Source organism: Streptococcus oralis subsp. oralis (assembly GCF_002096595.1).
Taxonomy (GTDB): domain Bacteria; phylum Bacillota; class Bacilli; order Lactobacillales; family Streptococcaceae; genus Streptococcus; species Streptococcus oralis_D.
Genome location: NZ_NCUR01000009.1, coordinates 318303 through 342739, shown reverse-complemented (window position 1 = coordinate 342739; position 24437 = coordinate 318303). Strand labels below are relative to the sequence as shown.

General features: G+C 43.9%; 20 protein-coding genes. 17 read left to right on the top strand and 3 right to left on the bottom strand.

The window, feature by feature from the left end; all coding sequences use genetic code 11:
- From B7714_RS04000 to B7714_RS03980, 5 genes are all read left to right on the top strand, one after another.
- Entirely contained in the window at window positions 1–2433 is a 2433-nt protein-coding gene (locus B7714_RS04000) for an ATP-dependent Clp protease ATP-binding subunit (protein WP_084859703.1), read from the top strand.
- Window positions 2434–2578: 145 nt separating this feature from the next.
- Window positions 2579–3637 (top strand): AAA family ATPase, encoded by a 1059-nt coding sequence (locus B7714_RS03995; protein WP_084859702.1) that lies wholly within the window; start codon window positions 2579–2581, stop codon window positions 3635–3637.
- Between the two features lie 9 nt (window positions 3638–3646).
- Window positions 3647–4426: a nicotinamide riboside transporter PnuC gene (gene pnuC / locus B7714_RS03990; protein WP_000860155.1), complete on the top strand. Its 780-nt coding sequence runs from the start codon at window positions 3647–3649 to the stop codon at window positions 4424–4426.
- 1 nt (window position 4427) lies between these two features.
- Entirely contained in the window at window positions 4428–5201 is a 774-nt protein-coding gene (locus B7714_RS03985) for an NUDIX domain-containing protein (protein WP_084859701.1), read from the top strand.
- Window positions 5202–5495: 294 nt separating this feature from the next.
- Complete coding sequence (locus B7714_RS03980; RefSeq protein WP_084859700.1) at window positions 5496–6179, top strand: hypothetical protein; 684 nt, start codon at window positions 5496–5498, stop codon at window positions 6177–6179.
- A gap of 64 nt (window positions 6180–6243) precedes the next feature.
- Here the strand turns inward: B7714_RS03980 and dusB are convergent, their stop codons facing one another.
- Both dusB and hslO read right to left on the bottom strand, forming a co-directional pair.
- The gene (gene dusB, locus B7714_RS03975; protein ID WP_000183316.1) at window positions 6244–7224 is read right to left on the bottom strand and encodes a tRNA dihydrouridine synthase DusB; all 981 of its coding nucleotides are present in this window, start codon (window positions 7222–7224) and stop codon (window positions 6244–6246) included.
- Window positions 7211–8083, bottom strand: a complete 873-nt coding sequence (hslO, locus tag B7714_RS03970) for an Hsp33 family molecular chaperone HslO (protein WP_061421531.1) — start codon at window positions 8081–8083, stop codon at window positions 7211–7213. Before hslO ends, dusB begins: the two co-directional genes overlap by 14 nt.
- Window positions 8084–8372: 289 nt before the next feature.
- Here hslO and B7714_RS03965 point away from each other — a divergent pair, with 289 nt between their 5' ends.
- From B7714_RS03965 to B7714_RS03915, 11 genes are all read left to right on the top strand, one after another.
- Window positions 8373–8504, top strand: a complete 132-nt coding sequence (locus B7714_RS03965) for a teichoic acid D-Ala incorporation-associated protein DltX (RefSeq protein WP_000730286.1) — start codon at window positions 8373–8375, stop codon at window positions 8502–8504.
- Between the two features lie 20 nt (window positions 8505–8524).
- Window positions 8525–10075, top strand: a complete 1551-nt coding sequence (gene dltA / locus B7714_RS03960) for a D-alanine--poly(phosphoribitol) ligase subunit DltA (protein WP_084859699.1) — start codon at window positions 8525–8527, stop codon at window positions 10073–10075.
- Window positions 10072–11316, top strand: coding sequence for a D-alanyl-lipoteichoic acid biosynthesis protein DltB (gene dltB / locus B7714_RS03955; protein ID WP_084859698.1), 1245 nt, complete (start codon window positions 10072–10074; stop codon window positions 11314–11316). The genes dltA and dltB overlap by 4 nt, the downstream gene beginning before the upstream one ends.
- A 12-nt stretch (window positions 11317–11328) precedes the next feature.
- The gene (gene dltC / locus B7714_RS03950) at window positions 11329–11568 is read left to right on the top strand and encodes a D-alanine--poly(phosphoribitol) ligase subunit DltC (protein ID WP_000351972.1); all 240 of its coding nucleotides are present in this window, start codon (window positions 11329–11331) and stop codon (window positions 11566–11568) included.
- The gene (gene dltD / locus B7714_RS03945) at window positions 11561–12829 is read left to right on the top strand and encodes a D-alanyl-lipoteichoic acid biosynthesis protein DltD (protein WP_084859697.1); all 1269 of its coding nucleotides are present in this window, start codon (window positions 11561–11563) and stop codon (window positions 12827–12829) included. Before dltC ends, dltD begins: the two co-directional genes overlap by 8 nt.
- A 142-nt stretch (window positions 12830–12971) precedes the next feature.
- Window positions 12972–15023: a cell surface ecto-5'-nucleotidase Nt5e gene (gene nt5e, locus B7714_RS03940; protein WP_084859696.1), complete on the top strand. Its 2052-nt coding sequence runs from the start codon at window positions 12972–12974 to the stop codon at window positions 15021–15023.
- A 147-nt stretch (window positions 15024–15170) separates the two neighbouring features.
- Entirely contained in the window at window positions 15171–15611 is a 441-nt protein-coding gene (gene adcR, locus B7714_RS03935; RefSeq protein WP_001249321.1) for a zinc-dependent transcriptional regulator AdcR, read from the top strand.
- The gene (locus B7714_RS03930; RefSeq protein ID WP_084859695.1) at window positions 15611–16315 is read left to right on the top strand and encodes a metal ABC transporter ATP-binding protein; all 705 of its coding nucleotides are present in this window, start codon (window positions 15611–15613) and stop codon (window positions 16313–16315) included. Before adcR ends, B7714_RS03930 begins: the two co-directional genes overlap by 1 nt.
- The gene (locus B7714_RS03925) at window positions 16308–17114 is read left to right on the top strand and encodes a metal ABC transporter permease (RefSeq protein ID WP_000950023.1); all 807 of its coding nucleotides are present in this window, start codon (window positions 16308–16310) and stop codon (window positions 17112–17114) included. The genes B7714_RS03930 and B7714_RS03925 overlap by 8 nt, the downstream gene beginning before the upstream one ends.
- A gap of 9 nt (window positions 17115–17123) precedes the next feature.
- Entirely contained in the window at window positions 17124–18629 is a 1506-nt protein-coding gene (gene adcA, locus B7714_RS03920; protein ID WP_084859694.1) for a zinc ABC transporter substrate-binding lipoprotein AdcA, read from the top strand.
- A gap of 524 nt (window positions 18630–19153) precedes the next feature.
- Window positions 19154–20833, top strand: a complete 1680-nt coding sequence (locus B7714_RS03915) for an alpha-L-fucosidase (RefSeq protein ID WP_162284802.1) — start codon at window positions 19154–19156, stop codon at window positions 20831–20833.
- Window positions 20834–20869: 36 nt separating this feature from the next.
- Here the strand turns inward: B7714_RS03915 and B7714_RS03910 are convergent, their stop codons facing one another.
- Complete coding sequence (locus tag B7714_RS03910) at window positions 20870–22954, bottom strand: GH92 family glycosyl hydrolase (RefSeq protein ID WP_084859692.1); 2085 nt, start codon at window positions 22952–22954, stop codon at window positions 20870–20872.
- A gap of 170 nt (window positions 22955–23124) precedes the next feature.
- Between B7714_RS03910 and B7714_RS03905 the strand changes: the two genes are divergently transcribed.
- On the top strand, window positions 23125–24405 hold the full coding sequence (locus B7714_RS03905) for a glycoside hydrolase family 125 protein (RefSeq protein WP_084859691.1): 1281 nt from the start codon (window positions 23125–23127) through the stop codon (window positions 24403–24405).
- Window positions 24406–24437: the final 32 nt, after the last annotated feature.

Below are 24437 nucleotides of genomic sequence, written 5' to 3'. Positions count from 1 at the left end.
ATGAACTATTCAAAAGCATTGAATGAATGTATCGAAAGTGCCTATATGGTTGCGGGCCATTTTGGAGCTCGATATCTAGAGTCTTGGCATTTATTGATTGCCATGTCCAATCACAGTTACAGTGTGGCAGGTGCTACTCTAAATGATTATCCTTATGAAATGGACCGTTTAGAAGAGGTTGCTTTAGAACTGACTGAAACGGACTATAGCCAAGACGAAACCTTTACGGAATTGCCCTTTTCCCATCGTTTGGAGGTTCTCTTTGCAGAAGCAGAGTATGTGGCCTCAGTGGTCCATGCTAAGGTGCTAGGGACAGAGCATGTCCTCTATGCGATTTTGCATGATGGCAATGCCTTGGCAACTCGCATCTTGGAGAGAGCAGGCTTTTCTTATGAAGACCAGAAAGATCAGGTCAGAATTGCTGCTCTTCGTCGCAATTTAGAAGAGCGTGCAGGTTGGACAAGAGAAGATCTTAAGGCTTTGCGCCAACGCCATCGCACGGTAGCAGACAAGCAAAATTCCATGGCCAATATGATGGGCATGCCACAGAATCCAAGTGGCGGTCTAGAGGATTATACGCATGACCTGACGGAGCAAGCGCTCTCTGGCAAGTTAGAGCCAGTTATCGGTCGTGACAAGGAAATCTCACGTATGATTCAGATTTTGAGTCGGAAGACCAAGAACAATCCTGTCTTGGTTGGAGATGCGGGTGTCGGGAAAACAGCTCTAGCACTTGGTCTTGCTCAGCGTATTGCTAGTGGGGATGTACCTGCGGAAATGGCCAAGATGCGCGTTTTGGAGCTTGATTTGATGAATGTTGTTGCGGGAACACGTTTCCGTGGAGATTTTGAAGAACGTATGAACAACATCATCAAGGATATCGAGGAAGATGGTAAAGTAATCCTCTTTATCGATGAACTTCACACCATCATGGGTTCTGGTAGCGGTATTGACTCGACTCTAGATGCGGCCAATATCTTGAAGCCAGCCTTGGCTCGTGGAACTTTGAGAACGGTTGGTGCCACCACTCAGGAAGAATACCAAAAACACATCGAAAAAGATGCAGCCCTTTCTCGTCGTTTTGCTAAAGTGACCATTGAAGAGCCAAGTTTAGCTGATAGCATGACCATTTTGCAAGGTTTGAAGGCGACCTATGAGAAACACCACCGTGTGCAAATCACAGATGAAGCTGTCGAAACGGCTGTTAAGATGGCGCATCGTTACCTGACCAGTCGTCACTTGCCAGACTCTGCTATCGACCTCTTGGATGAGGCAGCAGCAACTGTGCAAAACAAATCCAAGCATGTGAGAATGGACGAATCCGACTTGAGTCCAGCTGACAAGGCCTTGATGGATGGCAAGTGGAAACAAGCAGCTCAGCTAATTGCAAAGGAGCAGGAAGTCCCTGTCTATAAAGACTTGGTGACAGAATCTGATATTTTAACCACTTTGAGCCGCTTGTCAGGTATCCCAGTACAAAAACTGACCCAGACTGATGCCAAGAAATACCTGAACTTGGAAGCGGAACTGCACAAACGTGTCATCGGTCAAGATCAAGCTGTTTCAGGTATTAGTCGTGCCATCCGCCGCAACCAGTCAGGAATTCGCAGCCACAAGCGTCCGATTGGTTCCTTTATGTTCCTAGGGCCAACGGGTGTCGGTAAGACCGAATTGGCCAAGGCTTTGGCAGAAGTTCTCTTTGATGACGAATCAGCCCTTATCCGCTTTGATATGAGTGAATATATGGAGAAATTTGCAGCCAGCCGTCTCAATGGAGCTCCTCCGGGCTATGTGGGCTACGAAGAAGGTGGGGAGTTGACCGAGAAGGTTCGCAACAAACCTTACTCAGTGCTTCTCTTTGACGAGGTAGAGAAGGCCCACCCAGACATCTTTAATGTTCTCTTGCAAGTCTTGGACGACGGTGTCTTGACAGATAGCAAGGGACGCAAGGTTGACTTTTCAAATACCATTATCATCATGACGTCAAACCTTGGTGTGACAGCCCTTCGTGATGACAAGATGGTCGGCTTTGGGGCCAAGGACATTCGTTTTGACCAGGAAAATATGGAAAAACGAATCTTCGAAGAGTTGAAAAAAGCTTATCGACCAGAGTTTATCAACCGTATTGATGAAAAGGTGGTCTTCCATAGCTTAGATAGCAAACACATGCAGGAAATTGTCAAGATCATGGTTAGACCATTGATTGCTAGCCTGGCAGAGAAGGGTATCGACTTGAAACTGCAAGCTTCAGCGTTGAAGTTACTAGCAAGCCAAGGATATGATCCGGAAATGGGAGCTCGCCCACTTCGCAGAACACTGCAAACAGAGGTGGAAGACAAGCTAGCTGAGCTCCTCCTCAAGGGAGAACTGGTAGCAGGCAAGACCCTCAAGATAGGTGTCAAAGCTGGTCAATTAAAATTTGATATTGCTTAAAAATGGAGAATCAGGAGGAATCCTGATTCTTTTTCATCATCTTTTTATAAAAAGTAATAAAAAACTATTGACAAAACAAAAATATAAGATATAATAAAAACATAGAAAATAAAAATATCGAAAATCATAAAAAGGTAAAACGTTTATGAAAAAGAAAACAGCAGTGGTATTTGGGACCTTTGCCCCTCTCCATCAAGGGCATATCGACCTGATCCAGAGAGCGAAGCGCCAGTGTGATCAGGTCTGGGTAGTCGTTTCAGGCTATGAGGGAGACCGAGGGGAGCAGGTAGGCTTAAGTCTTCAAAAAAGATTTCGCTATATCAGAGAGGCTTTTCGTGATGACGAGTTGACCTCTGTCTGCAAGTTAGATGAAACCAACCTTCCCCGGTACCCTATGGGCTGGCAGGAGTGGTTGGATCAGATGTTATCGGAGATTTCCTACGATGAAGCCCAGCAAGAACTGATCTTTTTTGTGGGAGAACGTGACTACCAGCAAGAATTATCAAATCGTGGCTTTGAGACCGTTTTGCAAGAAAGAAAGTTTGGAATCTCAGCGACTATGATTCGAGAAAATCCAAGCAAATATTGGAAATATATTGCTCAGCCCTTCCGTCGTCAGTTTACCAAGAAAGTGTTGATTATGGGAAGTGCCAGCAATGGGAAGACCACTCTGGCCAAGGATTTGGCAAGGTATTACGATGCGCCGGTCAGCTTGGAATACGCACGCGAGTACCAGATCAAAAACAATGTCCGCGACGATGAATTGACTCCAAAGGATTATTATTATCTCCTTTTAGGGCAGTATGACCAGACCTCCAAGTTAATAGATAGCAATGCCAATCGAGGCCTAGTAATAGCTGACACCAACTCCTTAGTAACCAAGGGCTACTATGATTATTACATGGAGACTGAGGACCAAGGGGACTTATCAGGAGAAACCTTTGACAATCTCTTTGTTTCTATCTTGGCTAAGGAAAAATGGGACTTGATTCTCTTTGTGCAGCCTGTCGGTTCTTATGTCAATGACGGATTTAGAGATATGACCATGGCGGAAGACCATATTCGCTACAGTTTTTCCCAGCATCTGGACCAGATGAGAGAGCGATATTTAACCACCATTCCACTAGTTTATCTAGCTGAGGATTACCTAGGCAATTATGAAGCAGCCAAAGTGGCTATCGATGCCATTTACCAAGCAGATTAGGAGAAAATGATGAAAACAGTAACTAAAAAAATCACACAATTTATCGAAAACTTTAACAATGTCCATGCAGAAGCTCGCAAGATTGGTTTTGCAGGGATCATGCGCCTGCTCTGGAAAGATCTCTTTGTCGGACGTAGCCTTTTCCAGTGGTTGTATCTCATCGCCTTGTCAAGTGTTCCCTTGATCTTGGAATTCACACAAAATACGGAAAGTCATGACTGGCTGAGCTTGTTTGCATCCTGGACTGGGATTGTCTGTGTTATCTTGGTAGCAGAAGGGCGTGCAAGCAATTATCTCTTTGGGGCTATTAACTCAGCTATCTATTTGATTTTAGCCATGAATGCGACTTTTTATGGCGAAGTCTTGACGACTGTTTACTTCTTTATCATGCAGCCGATTGGTCTCTATGCTTGGCTGTCCAATCGTATCAATGACCAAGGAAAACCAGAAGAATCCCACTTTGAAGCTAAGAAATTATCTGTTCTTGATTGGCTCAAGTACTTGGCCTTGACTGCCATTATCTGGATTGGTATGGGCTTGGCTTACCAAAGTATCAATAGCGCTCGCCCTTTCCGTGATAGTGTAACCGATGCGACCAATGGTGTTGGTCAGCTCTTGATGACACGTCTCTATCGTGAACAATGGATTTTCTGGATTGCAACCAATCTATTTAGTATCTACCTCTGGTGGGGTGAAAATATCCACATCCAAGGGATGTACTGGGTATACACACTCAACAGTCTAGTGGGATGGTACCAATGGACCAAGGCAGTTCGAAAGGAGGCTTAAAATGATAGACAAGAAGATTCCAGCAGGGATGACGGAAAAAGAGTATTATGAAATTCATGCCAGTCAGGAAGAGTTTTTGGATTGGTACTACAAGCAGGAACTCCCTCAATATGAAAAACCAAGTGTGACAGTAGATATGGTGGCTTACTGCTTTGTCGAAGGAAAGATCAAGCTATTGCTAATCCGTCGCAAGGCCCACCCTTATCAAAATTGTTTGGCTCTGGTTGGAGGCTTTATGGACAAGGGAGAAGATGCTGCACATGCCTGTCAGCGTGAAGTGAGAGAAGAAGTCAATCTCGATCTACCTTTAGAAAAAATCGAGCAATTGATGACAGTTTCGACTCCCGGTCGTGATCCGCGTGGCTGGACGGTGACCATTGCCCACTTGGTTTATCTGCCTAGTCGCGCATTAGACCTCGTTCAGGCAGGAGACGATGCCAAGGATGTCGTTTTCGTAGATGTCGATTTCCAGACAGGCAAATGCCTCCTAGAGGGAGTGGAGCTGGACGAGCAATCCTTCGCCTTTGACCATTATGCCATTATCCAAGAATCCATCAAACGAATCCAAGGCCGTCTCGACTGGAATCCTACCTTCCTTTATCTGCTGGAGGAGGAGTTCACTGTCTATGAAGGGACTGAACTGGTCAATCTCATCAACCCAGGTCGGCCAATCGTCAGCAATAACTTTCTCGTAAAATACGGAGAATATGTAGAAGAAGTCGGACTCAAACGAGTTCCTAAAAAGAAACCAAGAAAAACCTATCGATTGAAATAAAAAGTGAGGTCGGGAAAAGTTCCCGACCTCTTTGTTTGCCCTTATTAAATTACTTTGCTGTTGCGACTGTTTTTATTTTAGAACAATGCAAGCGACTATAACAGTAGGATGTAAAAAAATAGCTCTAATCTAGGAAATTTTCCTATTTTTTCGTTTCGATTACGAATAGAAATAATAGAGAGAAATTTTTTAAAATAGTTTCTCTAAATAGTTGACAGATTCAAGGCTCGATGTTACAATTATATTACAAAAAGATTTCTTAACATTTCAAAAATGTTACAAAGGAGTAGAAAAATGAAAAAGAAAACCTATATCAAATTGATGGCAGCGACTGTATTGGCTTCTACCTTGCTACTGGGAGCTTGTGGAAATAAAAACGAAACCACTCAAAGCAGCAGCTCTGCAAAGACAAGTCAGTCATCAAGTTCCAAAGCGGCTTCTTCTAGCAAAGAAAGCAAGACTCAAAAATCTTCAAGCTCAGTTTCATCTGAAAAAGCTCAAGCATCTTCTGATCAGTCTTCTACAACAGCAGATCAGTCACAAGCGAAATCAGCACCTGAATCAAGACAAGAACAAGCAACTCCTAGTCAACCAGCCCCTTCTCAGGCTCCGTCAACTCAGCAAGGTTCTCAAGCCCAGTCTAACCAGTCAACTTATGATCCAACAACTGACCGCAAACTTCAAGACAAGCAAGCAGAACACAACAAACGCTACAAGGGAGTTTTAACCATGGTGGATGGTGACTTCTCAGCTGCAGCAGGCAACTGGAAGCAAGCGAATGGCGAAATCATTACGGTTTCATCAGGAGGGCAATTCACAGTAGAAACTGCAGATGGGAAGAAAGAAAACTATTCTATCAGAGGCTACTCTTACACCCTTGATGATGGCAAGTATAATGCCAAAATCGGTGGAGGAAAAATCATCCAAATTACAACAGGTGCGGATGGTAAAGTTTCAAGCGTTGCCTTGATTCAATAATAGTACCTAGGTTTTCCTAGGATCTAAAAAACCGTAAACTCCAAGCGAGTTACGGTTTTTTCTATTATGCTTTGTCTAATTGCAAGAGGGCTTCAATCTCTGCTAGGGTGTTAGCTTGTGAAATGGCTCCACGAAGTTTGGCAGCGCCAGATGTTCCCCGAAGGTAGTGAGGAGCGAGGCCGCGGAATTCACGAACGGCTACGTTTTCTCCTTTGAGGTTAATCAAGCGTTTCAAGTGCTCGTAGGCGATTTTCATCTTGTCTTCAAATGTCAAGTCAGGGAGAATTTCTCCTGTTTCAAAGTAGTGGTTGATCTGGTTGAAGAGATAGGGGTTTCCCATGGCTGCGCGACCAATCATGACAGCGTCAGCACCGACTTCTTCGATACGCTGTTTGGCTTCTTGTACCGTACGGATATCACCATTTGCGATAAATGGAATCTTGGTCAAAGCTTGAGCAACCTTGTGTAGGGTCTCGAGGTCTGCGTGACCTGTGTACATTTGTTCGCGGGTACGGCCATGCATAGCAAGGGCAGACACACCTGCAGCCTCAGCTGCGAGGGCATTCTCCACGGCTAAGGATGGATCAGACCAGCCTGTACGCATTTTGACAGTGAGGGGGATATCAAGGACAGATTGGACCTTGTTGATGATAGAGTAGATCTTGTCTGGATCCTTGAGCCACATAGCGCCAGCTTCGTTCTTCACGATTTTGTTAACTGGGCAGCCCATGTTGATATCGACGATATCGGTCTTAGTGTTTTCTTGTATAAATTCTGCTGCGCGTGCGAGGCTGTCTTCGTCGCTACCAAAGAGTTGGATAGAAACGGGGTTTTCGCCTTCATCGATGTGAAGCATATGCAGGGTTTTTTCGTTGTTGTATTGGATTCCCTTGTCAGAGACCATTTCCATTACAACGAGTCCAGCCCCGAGCTCTTTTGCGATGGTACGAAAGGCTGAGTTGGTGACACCAGCCATGGGTGCTAAAACAGTACGATTGGGAATCTCAACATTGCCAATCATAAAGGGTGTATTAAGATTTGTCACGAATGAGTTCCTCCAGGTCGTTTTCATCAAAGTTATAAGTTGTTTGGCAGAATTGACAAGTGATTTCTGCCCCGTGGTCTTCCTCTTTCATTTCTTCAAGGTCTGAGCTTGGAAGGCTGGCAAGAGCGTTCATAAAACGGTCTTTACTGCAGTCACATTGGAAACGAATTTCTTCTTCAGATAGGCGTTTGTAAGATTCGTCACCATAGATGGCCTTGAGAAGGGCTTCGATATGGTCATCGCTTTCTAGAAGGGTTGAGATGGCTGGCATTTCTTGGATGCGTTTTTCAAAGCGGGCAATCTCCTCGTCCTTGGCTCCTGGCAATACTTGGAGAAGGAAACCTCCGGCAACTTCGACCTTGTCGTCTTTATCCAAAAGAACATTGAGCCCGACTGCTGAAGGGGTTTGTTGGCTTTCAGTCAGATAGTATGCCAAGTCTTCACCGATTTCTCCAGAGATGAGAGGAGTCATGGAGTTGTAAGGATTTCCAGTGCCATAGTCTGTGATAACGAGAAATTGGCCATTACCGACAAAAGGACCGACTAGGACTTCACCCGTTGCAGTTTTTTTGATATCTACACCGGGATTTTGCACATAGCCTTTGACATTTCCCTTAGTATCTGCAACTGTGATGATGGCGCCGAGAGAGCTAGTTCCAAGAACTTTAACCGTTAGCTTGGTATTTCCTTTTTCATTGGCTGCGAGAATCTGGCTAGCGATAAGGGTACGGCCAAGTGCAACAGTTGAACTGGCTTGAGTTTGATGTTTTTCTTGAGCAGTGCGGACGGTTTCCGTGCTATCAAGGACAAAAGCACGAAAGGCTCCGCTTTCTGATATAGTTTTAATAATTTTATCCATAGCTACTATTTTAGCATAAAAAAGCTCAAAGGGGGAGCCGTGTGTTTGCTGTTAATTTTTAAACTGTTTAATTTGTGATAACTAGTATAGGGGATTTATAGTAATGGGAATTTTTATTGACGTCAAACATTAATATTTTAACTTATCTTAAAATAAGCTAAAACCATTTTTTAAGTTATGGTAAACAGTTGAAAAAAAGGTTGATAAAGTGGTAAAATGTTAGGAAGATAAGGCAGTAATTGCTGATTTGCATAGCTTTTCTGAAAATTTACAAAAAAAGAAGTCGAATATGAAAAAAAAGAGAACATTTTATATTTTTTGTGCTCAAACATTTCTGTATTTCGTTATTTTGCTTGGTTTGCTTTATTTTTTTAGTTACCTTGGACAGGGGCAAGGTGGCTTTATCTATAACGAATTTTAACTCAAAGGAGAAAACCTATTGTGTCAAATAAATCCATAGTTGATATGATTGAAATGATTGAGCACTTTGCTCAGACACAAGCCAGTTATCCAGTTTACAATGTTTTGGGGCAGGAGCATACTTATGGTGATCTGAAGGCTGATTCGGATAGTTTGGCTGCAGCTATCGACCAACTAGGCTTGCCTGAGAAATCTCCAGTCGTCGTTTTTGGTGGTCAGGAATATGAGATGTTGGCTACCTTTGTAGCGCTGACTAAGTCGGGGCATGCCTACATTCCTATTGACAGCCATTCGGCCTTGGAACGAATTTCTGCTATCGTAGAAGTTGCAGAGCCAAGTTTGATTATTGCCATCTCAGATTTTCCATTAGAGCAAACTAGCACACCAATGCTGAATTTAGAGCAAGTCCATGAAGCTTTTGCTCAAGCTTCTAGCTACGAGATGACCCATCCAGTCAAGGGGGATGACAACTACTACATCATCTTTACTTCTGGTACGACTGGTAAGCCTAAGGGAGTGCAGATTTCCCATGATAATCTCCTCAGCTTTACCAACTGGATGATTACAGACAAGGAATTTGCGACGCCAAGTCGTCCACAAATGCTGGCTCAGCCCCCTTATTCTTTTGACCTATCTGTCATGTACTGGGCACCGACTTTGGCACTTGGTGGCACGCTTTTTGCTCTTCCTTCAGCCATTACTCAGGACTTCAAAAAACTCTTTGCGACCATCTTTTCCTTGCCAATCGCTATCTGGACCTCGACGCCTTCCTTTGCAGATATGGCCATGTTGTCAGAAGACTTTAACAGTGAGAAAATGCCAGGAATCACGCATTTCTACTTTGATGGTGAAGAATTGACGGTTAAAACAGCTCAAAAACTACGCGAGCGATTCCCAAATGCCCGTATCATCAATGCCTACGGACCAACAGAAGCGACAGTAGCCCTATCAGCAGTTGCAGTAACAGACGAAATGTTGAAGACTCTCAAACGCCTGCCAATCGGCTATACTAAGGCTGATTCTCCGACCTTTATCATTGATGAGGGAGGTAAGAAAGTTCCAAATGGTGAGCAGGGAGAAATCATCGTTTCTGGGCCAGCTGTTTCAAAAGGCTATATGAATAATCCTGAAAAAACGGCAGAAGCTTTCTTTGAGTTCGAAGGTCTGCCAGCCTACCACACAGGAGATGTGGGAACCATGACAGATGAGGGCTTGCTTCTCTATGGTGGACGGATGGACTTCCAGATTAAGTTTAATGGTTATCGTATTGAGCTTGAAGATGTCTCTCAAAACCTCAACAAATCTTGCTTTATCGAGTCTGCTGTTGCTGTTCCGCGTTATAACAAGGACCACAAGGTACAAAATCTACTGGCCTATGTCATCTTAAAAGATGGTGTTCGCGAGCAGTTTGAACGTGATATCGATATTACCAAGGCTATCAAAGAAGACCTAGCAGATATCATGATGTCTTATATGATGCCATCTAAATTCCTTTATCGGGACAGCCTACCGCTGACTCCTAATGGTAAGATTGACATCAAAGGCTTGATCAATGAGGTAAACAGCCGATGATGGAATTTTTCAAACAGTTTCCTCATTTGGAACCTTATGGGAATCCACAGTATTTTCTATACATCATCGGAGCGACCTTGCCCATCTTTATCGGTCTTTTTTTCAAGAAACGTTTTGCCTTGTACGAGGTGCTTGTTAGTCTTTTCTTTATCCTAGCCATGTTGACAGGTGGGAAGACGGATCAAATAAGCGCTTTTATTCTTTATGTTATCTGGCAAGTACTGCTTGTATCTTTCTACAAAAGGTACAGGAAAAAACGGGATAGTAAATGGATATTTTACCTGGTTAGCTTTTTATCCCTATTGCCTATCGTCTTTGTGAAAGTATCTCCTGCTATTCATGGACCTCAATCTTTGTTTGGATTTTTAGGGATTTCTTACTTGACCTTTCGTGCAGTTGGGGTTATCGTTGAGTTGAGAGATGGTGTTATCAAGGATTTAACGATCTGGCAATTCTTACGTTTTCTTCTTTTTATGCCGACTTTCTCAAGTGGTCCTATTGATCGTTTTAAACGTTTCAATGAAAATTACGAGACCATTCCTGAGCGGGATGAGCTGATGGATATGCTAGAAAAGGCTGTCAAATATATCATGCTTGGCTTCCTCTACAAGTTTATCTTGGCTCACATTTTAGGAGAGACATTATTGCCTCCGCTGAAAAATTTGGCCTTGCAAACAGGTGGTTTCTTTAACCATTATGCTCTTGCAGTTATGTATACCTTTGGTCTGGAGCTCTTCTTTGACTTTGCGGGCTACTCTATGTTTGCCTTGGCTATTTCAAACTTGATGGGTATTCATAGTCCTATCAACTTTAACAAGCCCTTTTTGTCAAGGGATTTAAAAGAGTTTTGGAATCGCTGGCACATGAGTCTGTCTTTCTGGTTCCGTGACTTTGTCTTTATGCGGATGGTCATGGTGTTGACCAGAAAGAAGGTTTTTAAGAATCGCAATGTCACTTCAAGTGTAGCCTATATTCTCAATATGCTGATTATGGGATTTTGGCATGGTGTGACCTGGTACTATATCGCCTACGGACTTTTCCATGGGATTGGGCTAGTCATCAATGACGCTTGGGTTCGTAAGAAAAAAGCGCTCAATAAAGAACGGAAAAAAGCTGGAAAGGGTTCCTTACCTGAGAATCGCTGGATTCAGTTGCTTGGCATGGTTGTCACCTTCCATGTCGTGATGATTTCATTCTTAATCTTTTCTGGATTTTTGAATGATTTGTGGTTTAAAAAATAAAAGGATATTAAAATGGATATCAAATCAGAAGTTATTGAAATTATTGATGAGTTGTTTATGGAAGATGTTTCTGACATGATGGATGAAGATCTTTTTGATGCCGGTGTCTTAGATAGCATGGGAACGGTTGAATTGATTGTTGAGATTGAAAACCGTTTTGACATTCGTGTTCCAGTGACGGAGTTCGGTCGTGATGACTGGAATACAGCTAATAAAATCGTAGAAGGTATTACGGAGTTGAAGAATGCTTAAACGCTTGTGGCTGATCTTCGGGCCTCTGCTTCTTGCTAGTATTCTTGTTTTCTTACTAATCTTTTTCTATCCAAACAATCCAAGTCATAATTTGATGGAAGAGAAATATTCTGCAGCAGCGATTAGTTCGGAAAGTTTTAAAGAGAGAAGTCAAAAAGTGAGAGCCTTTACGGAACCAAATATGCGCTTTATTCCCTTTTTTGGCTCAAGTGAGTGGATTCGTTTTGATAGCATGCACCCAGCGGTCTTGGCGGAGAAGTATAGCCGTCCCTACCGTCCTTACTTTTTGGGGCAAGCAGGAGCAGCTTCTCTCAATCAGTATTTCGGCATGCAGCAGATCTTGCCAGAAATCGAGGAAAAGCAGGCGGTATTTGTCATTTCGCCTCAGTGGTTTACAGAGGAGGACTATGAGCCAGCATTCTTCCAAAACTACTTTAACAACGATCAGTTGACAGCCTTTCTAGAAAATCAATCGGGAGATATAGGAGCCAAACATGCAGCTAAACGTCTCTTAAAGCAAAATCCAGGAGTCTCTATGAAGGGTATCGTTGAGAAGCTGTCAAAGGGTGAGGAATTATCAGAGGTTGATCATGCTATTATCAAGGCTTTTGCACGTTTTAATGAGCGTCAGGCCTCTCTATTTGGGCAATTTTCCATTCGAGGAAAACTCAAGTACAAGGAACACGTGGAGAACTATTTAAAAGATCTTCCAGATCAATTTTCTTATGAGGAGTTAGAAAAAATTGCTCGAAAGGATGCAGAAGCCAATACCAATAATAACGATATGGGAATTGAAAATCAATTTTATAAGACCCAGGTGAAAGACTACCTCGAGAAGTATAAGGGTTATCAAAAAAATTACAATTTTCTCAAGTCCTCTGAATACAATGATTTGCAGTTGGTTCTCAATCAATTTGCCAAATCAAAGGTCAATGTCCTTTTTGTGATCCAGCCTGTCAATAAAAAATGGATGGCCCATACAGGGCTCAGCGAGGAAATGTACCAACATGCTGTTGAAAAAATTCGTTACCAGTTAGAAAGTCAAGGTTTCACCAACATTGCTGACTTTTCTAAAAAAGGTGGAGATCCCTACTTTGTCAAGGACACCATTCACATTGGTTGGTTGGGTTGGCTAGCTTTTGATAAGGTTGTCAATCCCTTCTTGACGGATCCGACTCCAGCTCCAGACTATAAGATGAATGACCGCTTCTTTAGCAAGGACTGGGCGACCTATGATGGGAACATCAAAGATTTCCAATAAAATGAGTTAAAAGTTTGGGATTTAAACCCAAGCTTTTTTGTTTAAATGGCGAATATTTAAGATAAAAATAGGTCAAAAGTTTCAAAATTTTTAGAAATAGCGTATAATATAAAAGAGAAAAAGAAAAGAAAGGGATTTTAAAATGAACAAACGTTCTTTGTTACCTGTCTTATCGACAGCCCTGTTAGCTCCAGCCTTCTTAGCTGGACAAGTATACGCTGAAGAAGCAACAACTCCTGCAGAAAGTTCAGCTGTTGTAGCGACTCCTGCTACGTCGGCGACTCCAGCTCCTGTTGAGAGCCCTGCGGTACCGGAAACTTCGGAAACTTCAGAAGCGGTTGCACCTGCAGAAACTCCGTCAGCTCCTGCTGAATCTCCTAAAAGCGAAGAAAAGGACACCGTTATCTTACACACTAATGATGTCCATGGTCGTATTGTAGAGGAAAAAGGAGTAATTGGAGATGCCAAGTTAGCGACTGTCATTGAGCAGGAGCGTGCAAAATCAAATCAAAATACTCTGGTTGTTGACGCGGGAGACGCTTTCCAAGGTTTACCGATTTCCAACTCTACAAAGGGCGAAGCCCGCGCTGAAATTCTTAATAAGATGCAGTATGATGCCATGGCAGTAGGAAACCATGAGTTTGACTTTGGTTTAGACGAAGCTAAGAAATACAAGGAGATCTTGAAATTCCCATTACTTAGTTCAAATACCTACGTCAATGGTGCTCGTCTCTTTGAAGCTTCTACAATCGTTGATAAAGATAAGACTGTGGAAGGTGATGAGTTTGTTGTAATCGGCGTGACAACACCTGAAACAGCTACCAAAACTCACCCTAAAAATGTCAAAGGAGTAACTTTTACAGATCCAATCTCTGAAGTCAATAAGGTCATCGAAGAAGTTCAAGCCAAGGCTCGTGCAGAAGGCAAGGACTACAAACACTATGTTGTGCTGGCTCACTTGGGTGTGGATACTACAACTCCAGTCGAATGGCGTGGTTCAACTTTGGCAGAAGCCTTGTCTAAAAATCCTCGTTTGAAAGGGAAACGCGTAACAGTAATCGACGGTCACTCTCATACAGTAGAATCAACGACTTATGGAGACAATGTTACCTATAACCAGACAGGAAGCTACCTTCATAATGTAGGGAAAATCACCTACAAATCACGTCAGCTTTTGGGAAATCCAACTCAGATTCCGGCTGCTGATGCTAAAAAATTACCAGCCAATCCAACAGTAGAAAAACTGGTCAAAGACATTAAACAAAAATACGATGCTGAAAATGCTGTTGAAGTCGTTTCAAACAGCCCTGTAGAACTCAACGGAGATCGTGAAAATGTTCGGGTTCGTGAAACTAACCTCGGAAACGTCGTAGCGGACTCCCTCTATCAGTATGGTCAAACAGGATTTAGCCATCCTACTGACATCGCTGTGACAAATGGTGGTGGCTTGCGTGAAACTATTGCAAAAGGCAAACCGATTACGAAAGGAAATGTCATTGCCGTTCTTCCATTTGGAAATACCATCTCACAAATCCAAGTGACTGGGCAACAAGTATTGGATATGTTTGAAAAGTCACTCGGATCTATCTTGCAGGTCGATAAGGATGGCAAGAAGGTCTTGGATGAGAACGGGCAACCATTGCTAGAACCAAGTGGTGGCTTCTTGCAAGTTTCAGGTGTGAAGGTTTACTATGATACCAATCTACCATCAGGTAAACGTGTCTTGGCCATCCAGGTCAAAAACCGCACGACTGGTCGTTATGATCTCCTAGACCTCGCAAAAATTTACTACCTTGCAACCAATGATTTCCTAGCTGCGGGTGGTGATGGTTACACTATGTTAGGTGGTGCGCGTGAAGAAGGTCCTTCTATGGATGCAGCCTTTGAAGAGTATCTTAAAACCGCTGATTTGACCCAGTATGAAAAGATCAATCCGAACTCACGGACGATTTCTGTGGATTCTACAACTTTTAGTCTGCCGGTAGAAACGCCTCAAACGAATGCGGCTGCTAGCGATGCAACTACGAATGTGCCATTGACTTATGAGGTGGCAGGTCAATTTAGCAAGAAAGCAGTTGTCTCAGAAAAAGCCCTCCCAAATACAGGAAGTGAGCAGTCCATCTTCTTGCTCTTGATGGGAATGGTAGCTGGTTTGGCAGGTATCTTATCGAGTCGAAAACCAAAGCAAAAATAGGTTAAATTTTACATCTAGAAGAGTCTAGGGAAACGTTTTTACGCCTTTTTCCCTTGACTCTTTTTTGGTTTATGATATAATTAACCAGTAAAGAATCGGCGACTATCTATGTTTTTTACGAAAAGATAGCTAGGGAAGGAGTAACATATGAGACAGCTTGCACAGGAAATCGACAACTTTTTAAACGAGGTGATCTTGAGATCTGAGAACCAGCATGAAATTCTGATCGGGCATTGCACCAGTGATGTAGCCCTGACCAATACTCAGGAACACATCCTCATGCTCTTGTCGGAAGAATCCTTAACCAACTCGGAGTTGGCTCGTCGTCTTAATGTCAGTCAGGCAGCAGTGACCAAGGCTATCAAGTCTTTGGTCAAAGAAGGAATGTTAGAGACATCCAGAGATCCCAAGGATGCGCGTGTGATCTTTTACAAACTGACAGAGCTAGCTCGACCAGTAGCGGCAGAACACCACCATCATCATGAACACACGCTCTCAGCCTATGAACAAGTAGCGAATCAGTTTACTCCAAATGAACAAGAAGTCATCCAGCGGTTTTTAACTGCTTTAGTAGGAGAAATCAAATAATGCGGTATATTACAGTAGAGGACTTGTCTTTCTATTATGACAAAGAGCCTGTCCTCGAGCATATCAACTACAGTGTTGATAGTGGGGAGTTTGTCACCCTGACTGGTGAAAATGGGGCTGCCAAGACGACTCTTATCAAGGCGAGTCTAGGTATTTTGCAACCAAGATTTGGCAAGGTAACCATCTCAAAGACAAATACTCATGGGAAAAAGCTAAGGATAGCTTATCTTCCCCAGCAGATTGCCAGTTTTAATGCTGGCTTTCCAAGTACGGTTTATGAATTTGTCAAGTCGGGTCGCTATCCGCGAAAGGGCTGGTTCCGTCGTTTGAATGCCCACGATGAGGAGCATATCAAGGCTAGTCTAGACTCAGTTGGTATGTGGGAACACCGTGATAAACGGATTGGTTCCCTCTCTGGTGGGCAAAAGCAACGAGCAGTGATTGCTCGGATGTTTGCTTCTGACCCAGATATCTTTGTCTTGGATGAACCGACGACAGGGATGGATGCTGGAAGCAAAAATGAATTTTACGAACTCATGCACCACAGTGCTCACCATCATGGTAAGGCCGTTTTGATGATTACCCATGATCCTGAGGAGGTCAGGGCCTATGCAGACCGCAATATTCACCTAGTGCGTAACCAAGACTCGCCATGGCGTTGTTTCAACGTTCACGAAAGCGACCAGGAGGTGGAACATGCTTAGTTTGTTATCTTATGACTTTATGCAGCGAGCCTTCTTGGCGGTCATTGCCATGAGTCTCTTTTCACCAGTCCTCGGGACCTTCCTTATCTTACGTCGCCAGAGTCTCATGAGTGATACACTCAGTCACGTTTCGCTATCAGGTGTAGCCTTTGGTCTGGTTTTGGGGATTTCTCCAACTATTTCAACCATTGCTATTGTCTTGATCGCAGCGGTCTTTCTAGAGTATCTCCGTACAGTCTATAAGAACTTTATGGAAATCGGAACTGCCATCCTCATGTCGACAGGGCTTGCAGTGTCTCTTATCGTGATGAGTAAGGGGAAAAGTTCGAGTTCCATGAGTTTGGACCAATATCTCTTTGGTTCGATTGTGACCATTAGCCAGGAGCAGGTGATTTTCCTCTTTGCCATTGCGGCGGTCGTTTTACTCTTGACTTTCTTATTCTTGCGACCAATGTATATCCTGACTTTTGATGAGGACACGGCCTTTGTGGATGGCTTGCCAGTTCGTACCATGTCTATTCTTTTTAACATGGTGACAGGGGTGGCCATTGCCCTCATGATTCCAGCAGCAGGAGCCCTTTTGGTGTCGACCATTATGGTTTTGCCAGCTAGTATTGCCCTTCGTCTAGGGAAAAACTTCAAATCTGTTATGTTACTAGCCAGCGCTATTGGCTTTTTGGGAATGGTGGCAGGGCTCTATATATCCTACTATGCGGAAACCCCTGCTAGCGCTAGTATCACCATTATCTTTGTAGCTGTCTTTTTGTTAGTCAGTCTACTGAAACGTTTTATCAAATAGGAGAATGAAATGAAAAAAATTAGCTTACTACTGGCTAGCCTATGTGCCTTGTTTTTAGTGGCTTGTTCCAATCAAAAGCAAGCAGATGGGAAGCTAAATATCGTGACAACCTTTTACCCTGTCTACGAATTTACCAAACAAGTCGCAGGAGATACCGCTAATGTAGAACTTCTAATCGGTGCTGGTACAGAACCCCATGAATATGAACCGTCTGCAAAGGCAGTTGCTAAAATCCAAGACGCAGATACCTTTGTCTATGAAAATGAAAATATGGAAACTTGGGTTCCAAAATTGCTAGAATCCTTGGATAAGAAAAAAGTGAAAACCATCAAGGCGACAGGTGATATGCTCCTCTTGCCAGGTGGTGAGGAAGAAGAGGAAGGGCATGATCATGGTGGTGAGGGTCACCATCACGACTACGATCCCCACGTTTGGCTTTCACCAGCACGCGCCATCAAACTGGTAGAGCATATCCGTGACAGCTTGTCAGCAGATTATCCTGATAAAAAAGAGACTTTTGAGAAGAATGCGGCTGCCTATATTGAGAAGTTACAAGCCTTGGACAAGGCATACACAGATGGCTTGTCTCAAGCTAAACAAAAGAGCTTTGTGACCCAGCATGCTGCCTTTAACTACCTTGCCTTGGACTACGGTCTCAAGCAAGTATCCATCTCAGGTCTCTCACCAGATGCAGAACCATCAGCAGCACGTTTGGCAGAATTGACCGAGTATATCAAGAAAAACAAGATTTCCTATATCTACTTTGAAGAGAATGCCTCTCAAGCCCTTGCCAATACCCTCTCCAAAGAAACAGGTGTCAAACTAGATGTGCTTAATCCGCTGGAAAGTCTGACAGAAGAAGCGACCAAGGCTGGTGAGGACTATATCTCCGTGATGGAGAAAAATCTCAAGGCTTTGAAGCAGACAACAGACCAAGAAGGACCAGAAATTGAGCCAGAAAAGGAAGAAAACACCAAGACAGTTCACAATGGTTACTTTGAGGATGCAGACGTCAAGGACCGCACCTTGAGTGACTATGCAGGTAACTGGCAGTCTGTCTATCCTTTCCTTGAAGATGGAACTTTTGATCAAGTTTTTGACTACAAGGCTAAGTTGACTGGCAAGATGACCAAGGATGAGTATAAGGCCTACTATAGAAAAGGCTATCAGACAGATGTGACCAAGATCAACATTACGGATAATACTATGGAATTTGTTCAAGGTGGCCAAAGCAAGAAATTCACCTACAAGTATGTCGGCAAGAAAATCTTGACTTATAAGAAAGGTAATCGTGGAGTGCGCTTCCTTTTTGAAGCGACAGATGCAGATGCTGGACAATTCAAGTATGTTCAGTTTAGCGATCACAATATCGCCCCAGTCAAGGCAGAACATTTCCATATCTTCTTTGGAGGTACTAGCCAAGAAGCTCTCTTTGAAGAGATGGATAACTGGCCAACCTACTACCCAGATAACCTATCTGGCCAAGAAATCGCCCAAGAAATGTTGGCGCATTGATGCAAGAGAAAATCCCGCAAATCTGCGGGATTTTTTGCTAGAAATGATTAGGTTGTTAGGTATTATAGTACTACAGCTGTGCTGTTCACAATGTGATAAAGCAGTCATTTTCTACTGACTGCTTCTAACTAGCTGACGAATGCAAAAGCTACGATTGTACAAATTATAGAATCTTTTCAGGGGATTTAGGAAGGCATCTTAGTCATATTGACGCTGCTATCGCTTTTTGTTATAGTCAAGGAGAGAGCGGTCTGGAACAATAGTTTATTCACAGTCTGTGGATAAGTCTGAGGAAGAATGATATCTAATCCATGGTGTTGAAGTATTCTGATAATAGTTCCGTATATTAGTAACTTGCTAGAGAGCTAGTAAAAACCTTAGTACAGAGCCATTTGACAAAGGTATGTTTAGGGCGAAGGCTTCCAAGTCTAAGGGCTGGATTTTGGAGAAACTAGTTTTTAGGCATGTTTTCTTATCCACAAGTTGTGGATAACTTTGTGAACAAGAGAAAGAGATATGAGATGATGACGAAAATAAAACCACATGGACCATTACCAAGTCAGGCCCAGTTGGATTATTTAGAGGATGAACTAGCTGCCTTTATCCATTTTGGGCCCAATACCTTTTATGACCAAGAATGGGGAAGTGGGCAAGAGGATCCTATGCGTTTTAACCCGACCAAGTTGGATGCGCGTGAATGGGTTCGGGTACTCAAAGAAACAGGTTTTAAAAAGCTGATTTTGGTGGTGAAGCACCACGATGGTTTTGTCCTCTACCCGACAGCACATACAGATTATTCGGTCAAGGCTAGCCCTTGGAGGGATGGAAAGGGGGACTTGCTCCTTGAAGTTTCCCAAGCTGCAACTGAGTTTGACATGGATATGGGAGTTTATTTATCTCCTTGGGATGCCCATAGTCCCCTTTATCATGTGGACCGAGAAGCGGACTACAATGCCTACTATCTGGCTCAGTTGAAGGAAATCTTGTCAAATCCTGCCTATGGGAATGCCGGGAAGTTCACTGAGGTGTGGATGGATGGTGCTCGAGGGGAAGGGGCCCAGAAGGTCAACTATGAGTTTGAGACCTGGTTTGAAACCATTCGTGACTTGCAGGGCGATTGTTTGATTTTCTCAACTGAGGGAACTAGTATTCGCTGGATTGGAAATGAACGGGGCTATGCAGGGGATCCCTTGTGGCAAAAAGTCAAACTAGACCAGTTAGGAACAGAGGCGGAATTAGATTATCTACAGCACGGAGACCCCTTGGGGACGCTGTTTTCAATCGGCGAGGCAGATGTTTCTCTTCGGCCAGGCTGGTTTTACCATGAGGATCAGGATCCTAAGTCTCTCGAGGAGTTGGTCGAGATTTATTTTTACTCGGTAGGGCGGGGAACACCTCTCTTACTCAATATTCCGCCTAATAAAGATGGACTCTTTGACGAAAAGGATATCCAGCGTCTCTATGAATTTGCTGCCTACCGTGACGAACTCTATAAAGAAGATTTGGCTCTGGGAGCGAAGGTATCTGGTCCTGCTCTATCACCAGACTTTGCCGGTCATCATCTGACAGATGGACGGAGGATCAGTTCATGGGCAAGTGATGCAGAGTTGCCAATCCAATTAGAGCTCGATTTAGGATCACCTAAAACTTTTGATGTGATTGAGCTGAGGGAAGATTTGAAGTTAGGGCAACGCATTGCTGCTTTCCGTGTTCAGGTAGAGTTGGATGGTGTCTGGCAGGAGTTTGGATCAGGATTTACAGTGGGCTATAAACGTCTTTTGCGCGGATCCATGGTAGAGGCTCAGAAGGTGCGTGTCATCATCACAGAGACACAGGATTTGCCAGTATTAACTAAGATTTCACTTTATAAAACACCTACTTCGTCGAAAAAAGAAGCTGTTCAGCAACTGGAGTTTTCAGAAAAAAGTCTAGATGTAACTAAGGGAGAAAATGCCTATTTTACAGTTAAGCGCAGAGAATGTAGTGGTCCTTTAGAAGCTAAGATTTCGATTCAACCAGGGACGGGTGTGCATGGTGTCGCTTATCAGGATGAGATTCAAGTCCTTGCGTTTCAAGCTGGCGAGACTGAAAAAAGGTTGACGCTACCAACCTTGTATTTCGCAGGAGATAAAACCTTGGATTTCTATCTGAACCTAACGGTGGGTGGTCAGCTTGTAAATCAACTTAAAGTCCAAGTTTCATAAAAGAAGAACCTTTGCGCGATGCAAAGGTTCTTTTGGTTATGAGTGATTTGGTAGCCAGCTGAGGGTGAAGGTCAGTTGCTCAGTTTTCAAGAGGTCTTGGTGTTGAATGCTAGATACAGGGGTCTCGTCCAATCGACACTCTTTGACAAAGTTAAAATGGCTGTAGTTTTGTTCAGCATAGATATCCAACCATTTATTTTCTTTAGCCAGGTAGACACGGAGATGATCAAAGAGGGGAATTCCGAGGTCATAGCTTGGTTTTCCAGGGCAGGTCGGGTAGAATCCAAGAGCCGACCAGATGTACCAGGCGGAGAGACTGCCGTTGTCCTCATCGCCAGGATAGGCATCCCAGCTTGGTTTGAAGGTCTTCTGACGTAGCGTCTTGATGAGAAGGCTAGTGTAGTCAGGGTAGTCACTGTAGCGGAAGAGATAAGGGATGTGGAAGCTCGGTTGGTTGGAAATGGCGACTTGTCCGAAGGGAGCTGTAACCATCTCGCTCATCTCGTGAATCTCGTAACCATAGCCAGTGGTTTCAAAGAGGGGAGCACCCTGACAGGCTTTCAAAAGGTAGTGGCTAAAGGCTTCTTTTCCACCCATCAGTTGGATTAAGCCGGGGATGTCGTGGAGGACGCCTAAAGTAGCTTGAATGGCTGAACATTCGGCGTAGTCTCGTCCCCAACTGTAAGGAGAGAAGTCAGGTCGGAAGTTGCCTTGACGATCTCGCGCACGCATATAGCCTGTCTCAGAGTCAAAGAGATGACGGAAATTCTGCGATACGACCTTATAAGTCTGGGCGATGTCATTCTGACCTTGTTTTTCGGCACAGCTGGCGATGCAAAAATCACTATAGGCGTAGTCTAGGGTGTGGCTGACGCTTTCGTGGTGGTCAGTAGAGAGATAACCTAATTCTTGGTATTGAGCTAAACCGTGGCGACCGTTGATGCCAAGAGGGTCAGACTTGGTGGCTGTCTCCAGCATGGCTTGGAGGAGTTCTTCTTCCAAGTCGGGAGCCATATCCTTACAGGCGCTATCTGCGATAATGCCGTCCAATAGAGTCCCTGGCATCATACCACGTTCATCTGGAGCTAGCCATTTAGGCAGGAATCCAGTATCACGGTAGCTATTGAGGAAACCTTCTAAAAAGCGGTGATAGTGTTCTGGTATAATAAGGGCAAAGAGAGGGAAGGTGGTGCGGAAGGTATCCCAGAAACCATTGTTGCTAAAGAGGACGCCGGGTTTGACAGTACCAGTAGCCAGGTCCATATGGATGGCTTGCCCTGATTCATCAACCTCATAAAAAGTCTGCGGGAAGAGAAAGAGTCTGTAAAGGCAGTGATCAAAGAAGGTCCGGTCGGCTTCACCTGTCTCCACGATATCAAAACGGTGGAGGAGATTTTCCCAGTTCGCTTTCGCACTTGCTTTACAGCTATCAAAGTCCGTTTGAGGTAGATTAAGCAGCGCTTGAGAAGGAGAAATAAAGGAAGTCGCTAGTTGGATTTCAGCATGGCTATCTGCGAGGTCAATTCGCCAGTCTCCGCTTTCTTGGCTGACAGCAAGAATATCCGTGTTTATTTGTAGGGCGGTGAAGAGTATCAGTGGATTTTTATTGGTCTCTGTTTTGCCTTCTTGTCTGAGGGCCAGAGTCCGCTTATCTACCTGCTCCACTGTCAGTTCATCTGCTGCGTGAAGATAGAGGGCGAGGGCTTTGCCTTGCTTTTGCTCCAAACGAATAGAAGCGCCATAGCAAGTCGGTGTCAGTTGGCTTTCAATCTGATAGCGCAGGGATAAAATCTTCAGATAATGAGGTTGGAAAGAGACCTTATCTAGGTCATAGGAAGACTGACGATGAAAGAGACTGTCTCCACCAATCTGGCCTGTGATAGGTGTTAGGAGTAGCCAAGAATAGTCGCCAATCCAAGGACTTGGTTGATGGGTCAATCGAATCCCCTGAAAGATGGGCAGATGTGGATCGAAAAACCAAGCTCCCTCCTGATCGCTGGTCTGGGGAACAAAATAATTCATCCCAAAAGGGACGCCCGTGTAGGGCAGGGTATTTCCTCGAGAAAAGGCATGCTTGCTAGCAGTCCCAAAGCGGGTATCGATGGTTTCAAGTAGTTTCATAGTTTTTCCTTTAGATGTTTTTCTACATTATATCAGAAAAATGAGACCTTTAGATATGGGGTTCGAAAGTAAGTAATTTTGTAGAAAAATGACTATCATTTGTGTATGTATTTTCTGTCTCAAAAACTATATACTGAACATGAAACTTGTTTGAAAGAGGAAACTGCACGATGATTTATTCGAAAGAAATTGTTAGAGAATGGCTAGATGAAATAGCGGAGCGGGCTAAGGACCATCCCGAGTGGGTGGATGTCTTTGAGCGTTGCTATACAGACACCTTGGACAATACGGTCGAGATTCTAGAAGATGGGTCAACTTTTGTACTCACAGGGGATATTCCTGCCATGTGGCTTCGGGATTCAACAGCCCAACTCAGACCCTACCTTCATGTGGCTAAAAGAGATGCCCTCCTGCGTCAGACCATTGCAGGTTTGGTCAAGCGTCAGATGACCTTGGTGCTCAAGGATCCTTATGCCAACTCCTTTAACATTGAGGAGAACTGGAAGGGTCACCATGAGACAGACCACACAGATCTTAACGGCTGGATTTGGGAGCGCAAGTATGAGGTGGACTCGCTTTGCTATCCTTTGCAGTTGGCTTATCTCCTTTGGAAAGAGACTGGCGAAACCAGTCAGTTTGATGAAACTTTTGTCACAGCAACCAAGGAAATCCTTCATCTCTGGACGGTAGAGCAAGACCACAACAACTCTCCTTATCGTTTTGTTCGGGATACCGACCGTAAGGAAGACACACTGGTAAATGATGGTTTTGGTCCTGACTTTGCCGTGACAGGAATGACCTGGTCAGCCTTCCGACCAAGTGATGATTGTTGTCAGTATAGCTATTTGATTCCGTCCAATATGTTTGCCGTAGTCGTCTTGGGGTATGTGCAAGAAATCTTTACAGCATTGGCCCTAGATGGTAGCGAGAGTATTATCGCAGATGCTAAGCGTCTCCAGGCTGAAATCCAAGAAGGCATCGAAAACTATGCTTACACCACCAATAGCAAGGGCGAAAAGATTTACGCCTTTGAAGTGGATGGTTTAGGGAATGCTAGCATCATGGATGATCCAAACGTACCAAGTCTGCTGGCTGCACCTTATCTGGGGTATTGTTTGGTCGATGATGAAGTTTATCAAGCAACTCGTCATACCATTCTGAGCTCTGAAAATCCATACTTCTACCAAGGAGAATACGCTAGTGGTCTCGGAAGTTCTCATACCTTCTATCGCTATATCTGGCCAATCGCCCTTTCTATCCAGGGCTTGACAACAAGAGATAAGGCGGAGAAGAAATTCTTGCTCGATCAGCTCGTTGCCTGCGATGGTGAAACAGGTGTCATGCACGAAAGCTTCCACGTAGATGATCCAACGCTCTACTCTCGCGAATGGTTCTCCTGGGCCAACATGATGTTCTGTGAGTTGGTCTTGGATTACTTGGATATCCGCTAAGGAGCAGGCTTTTGCTCAACTGATTCTAGGGA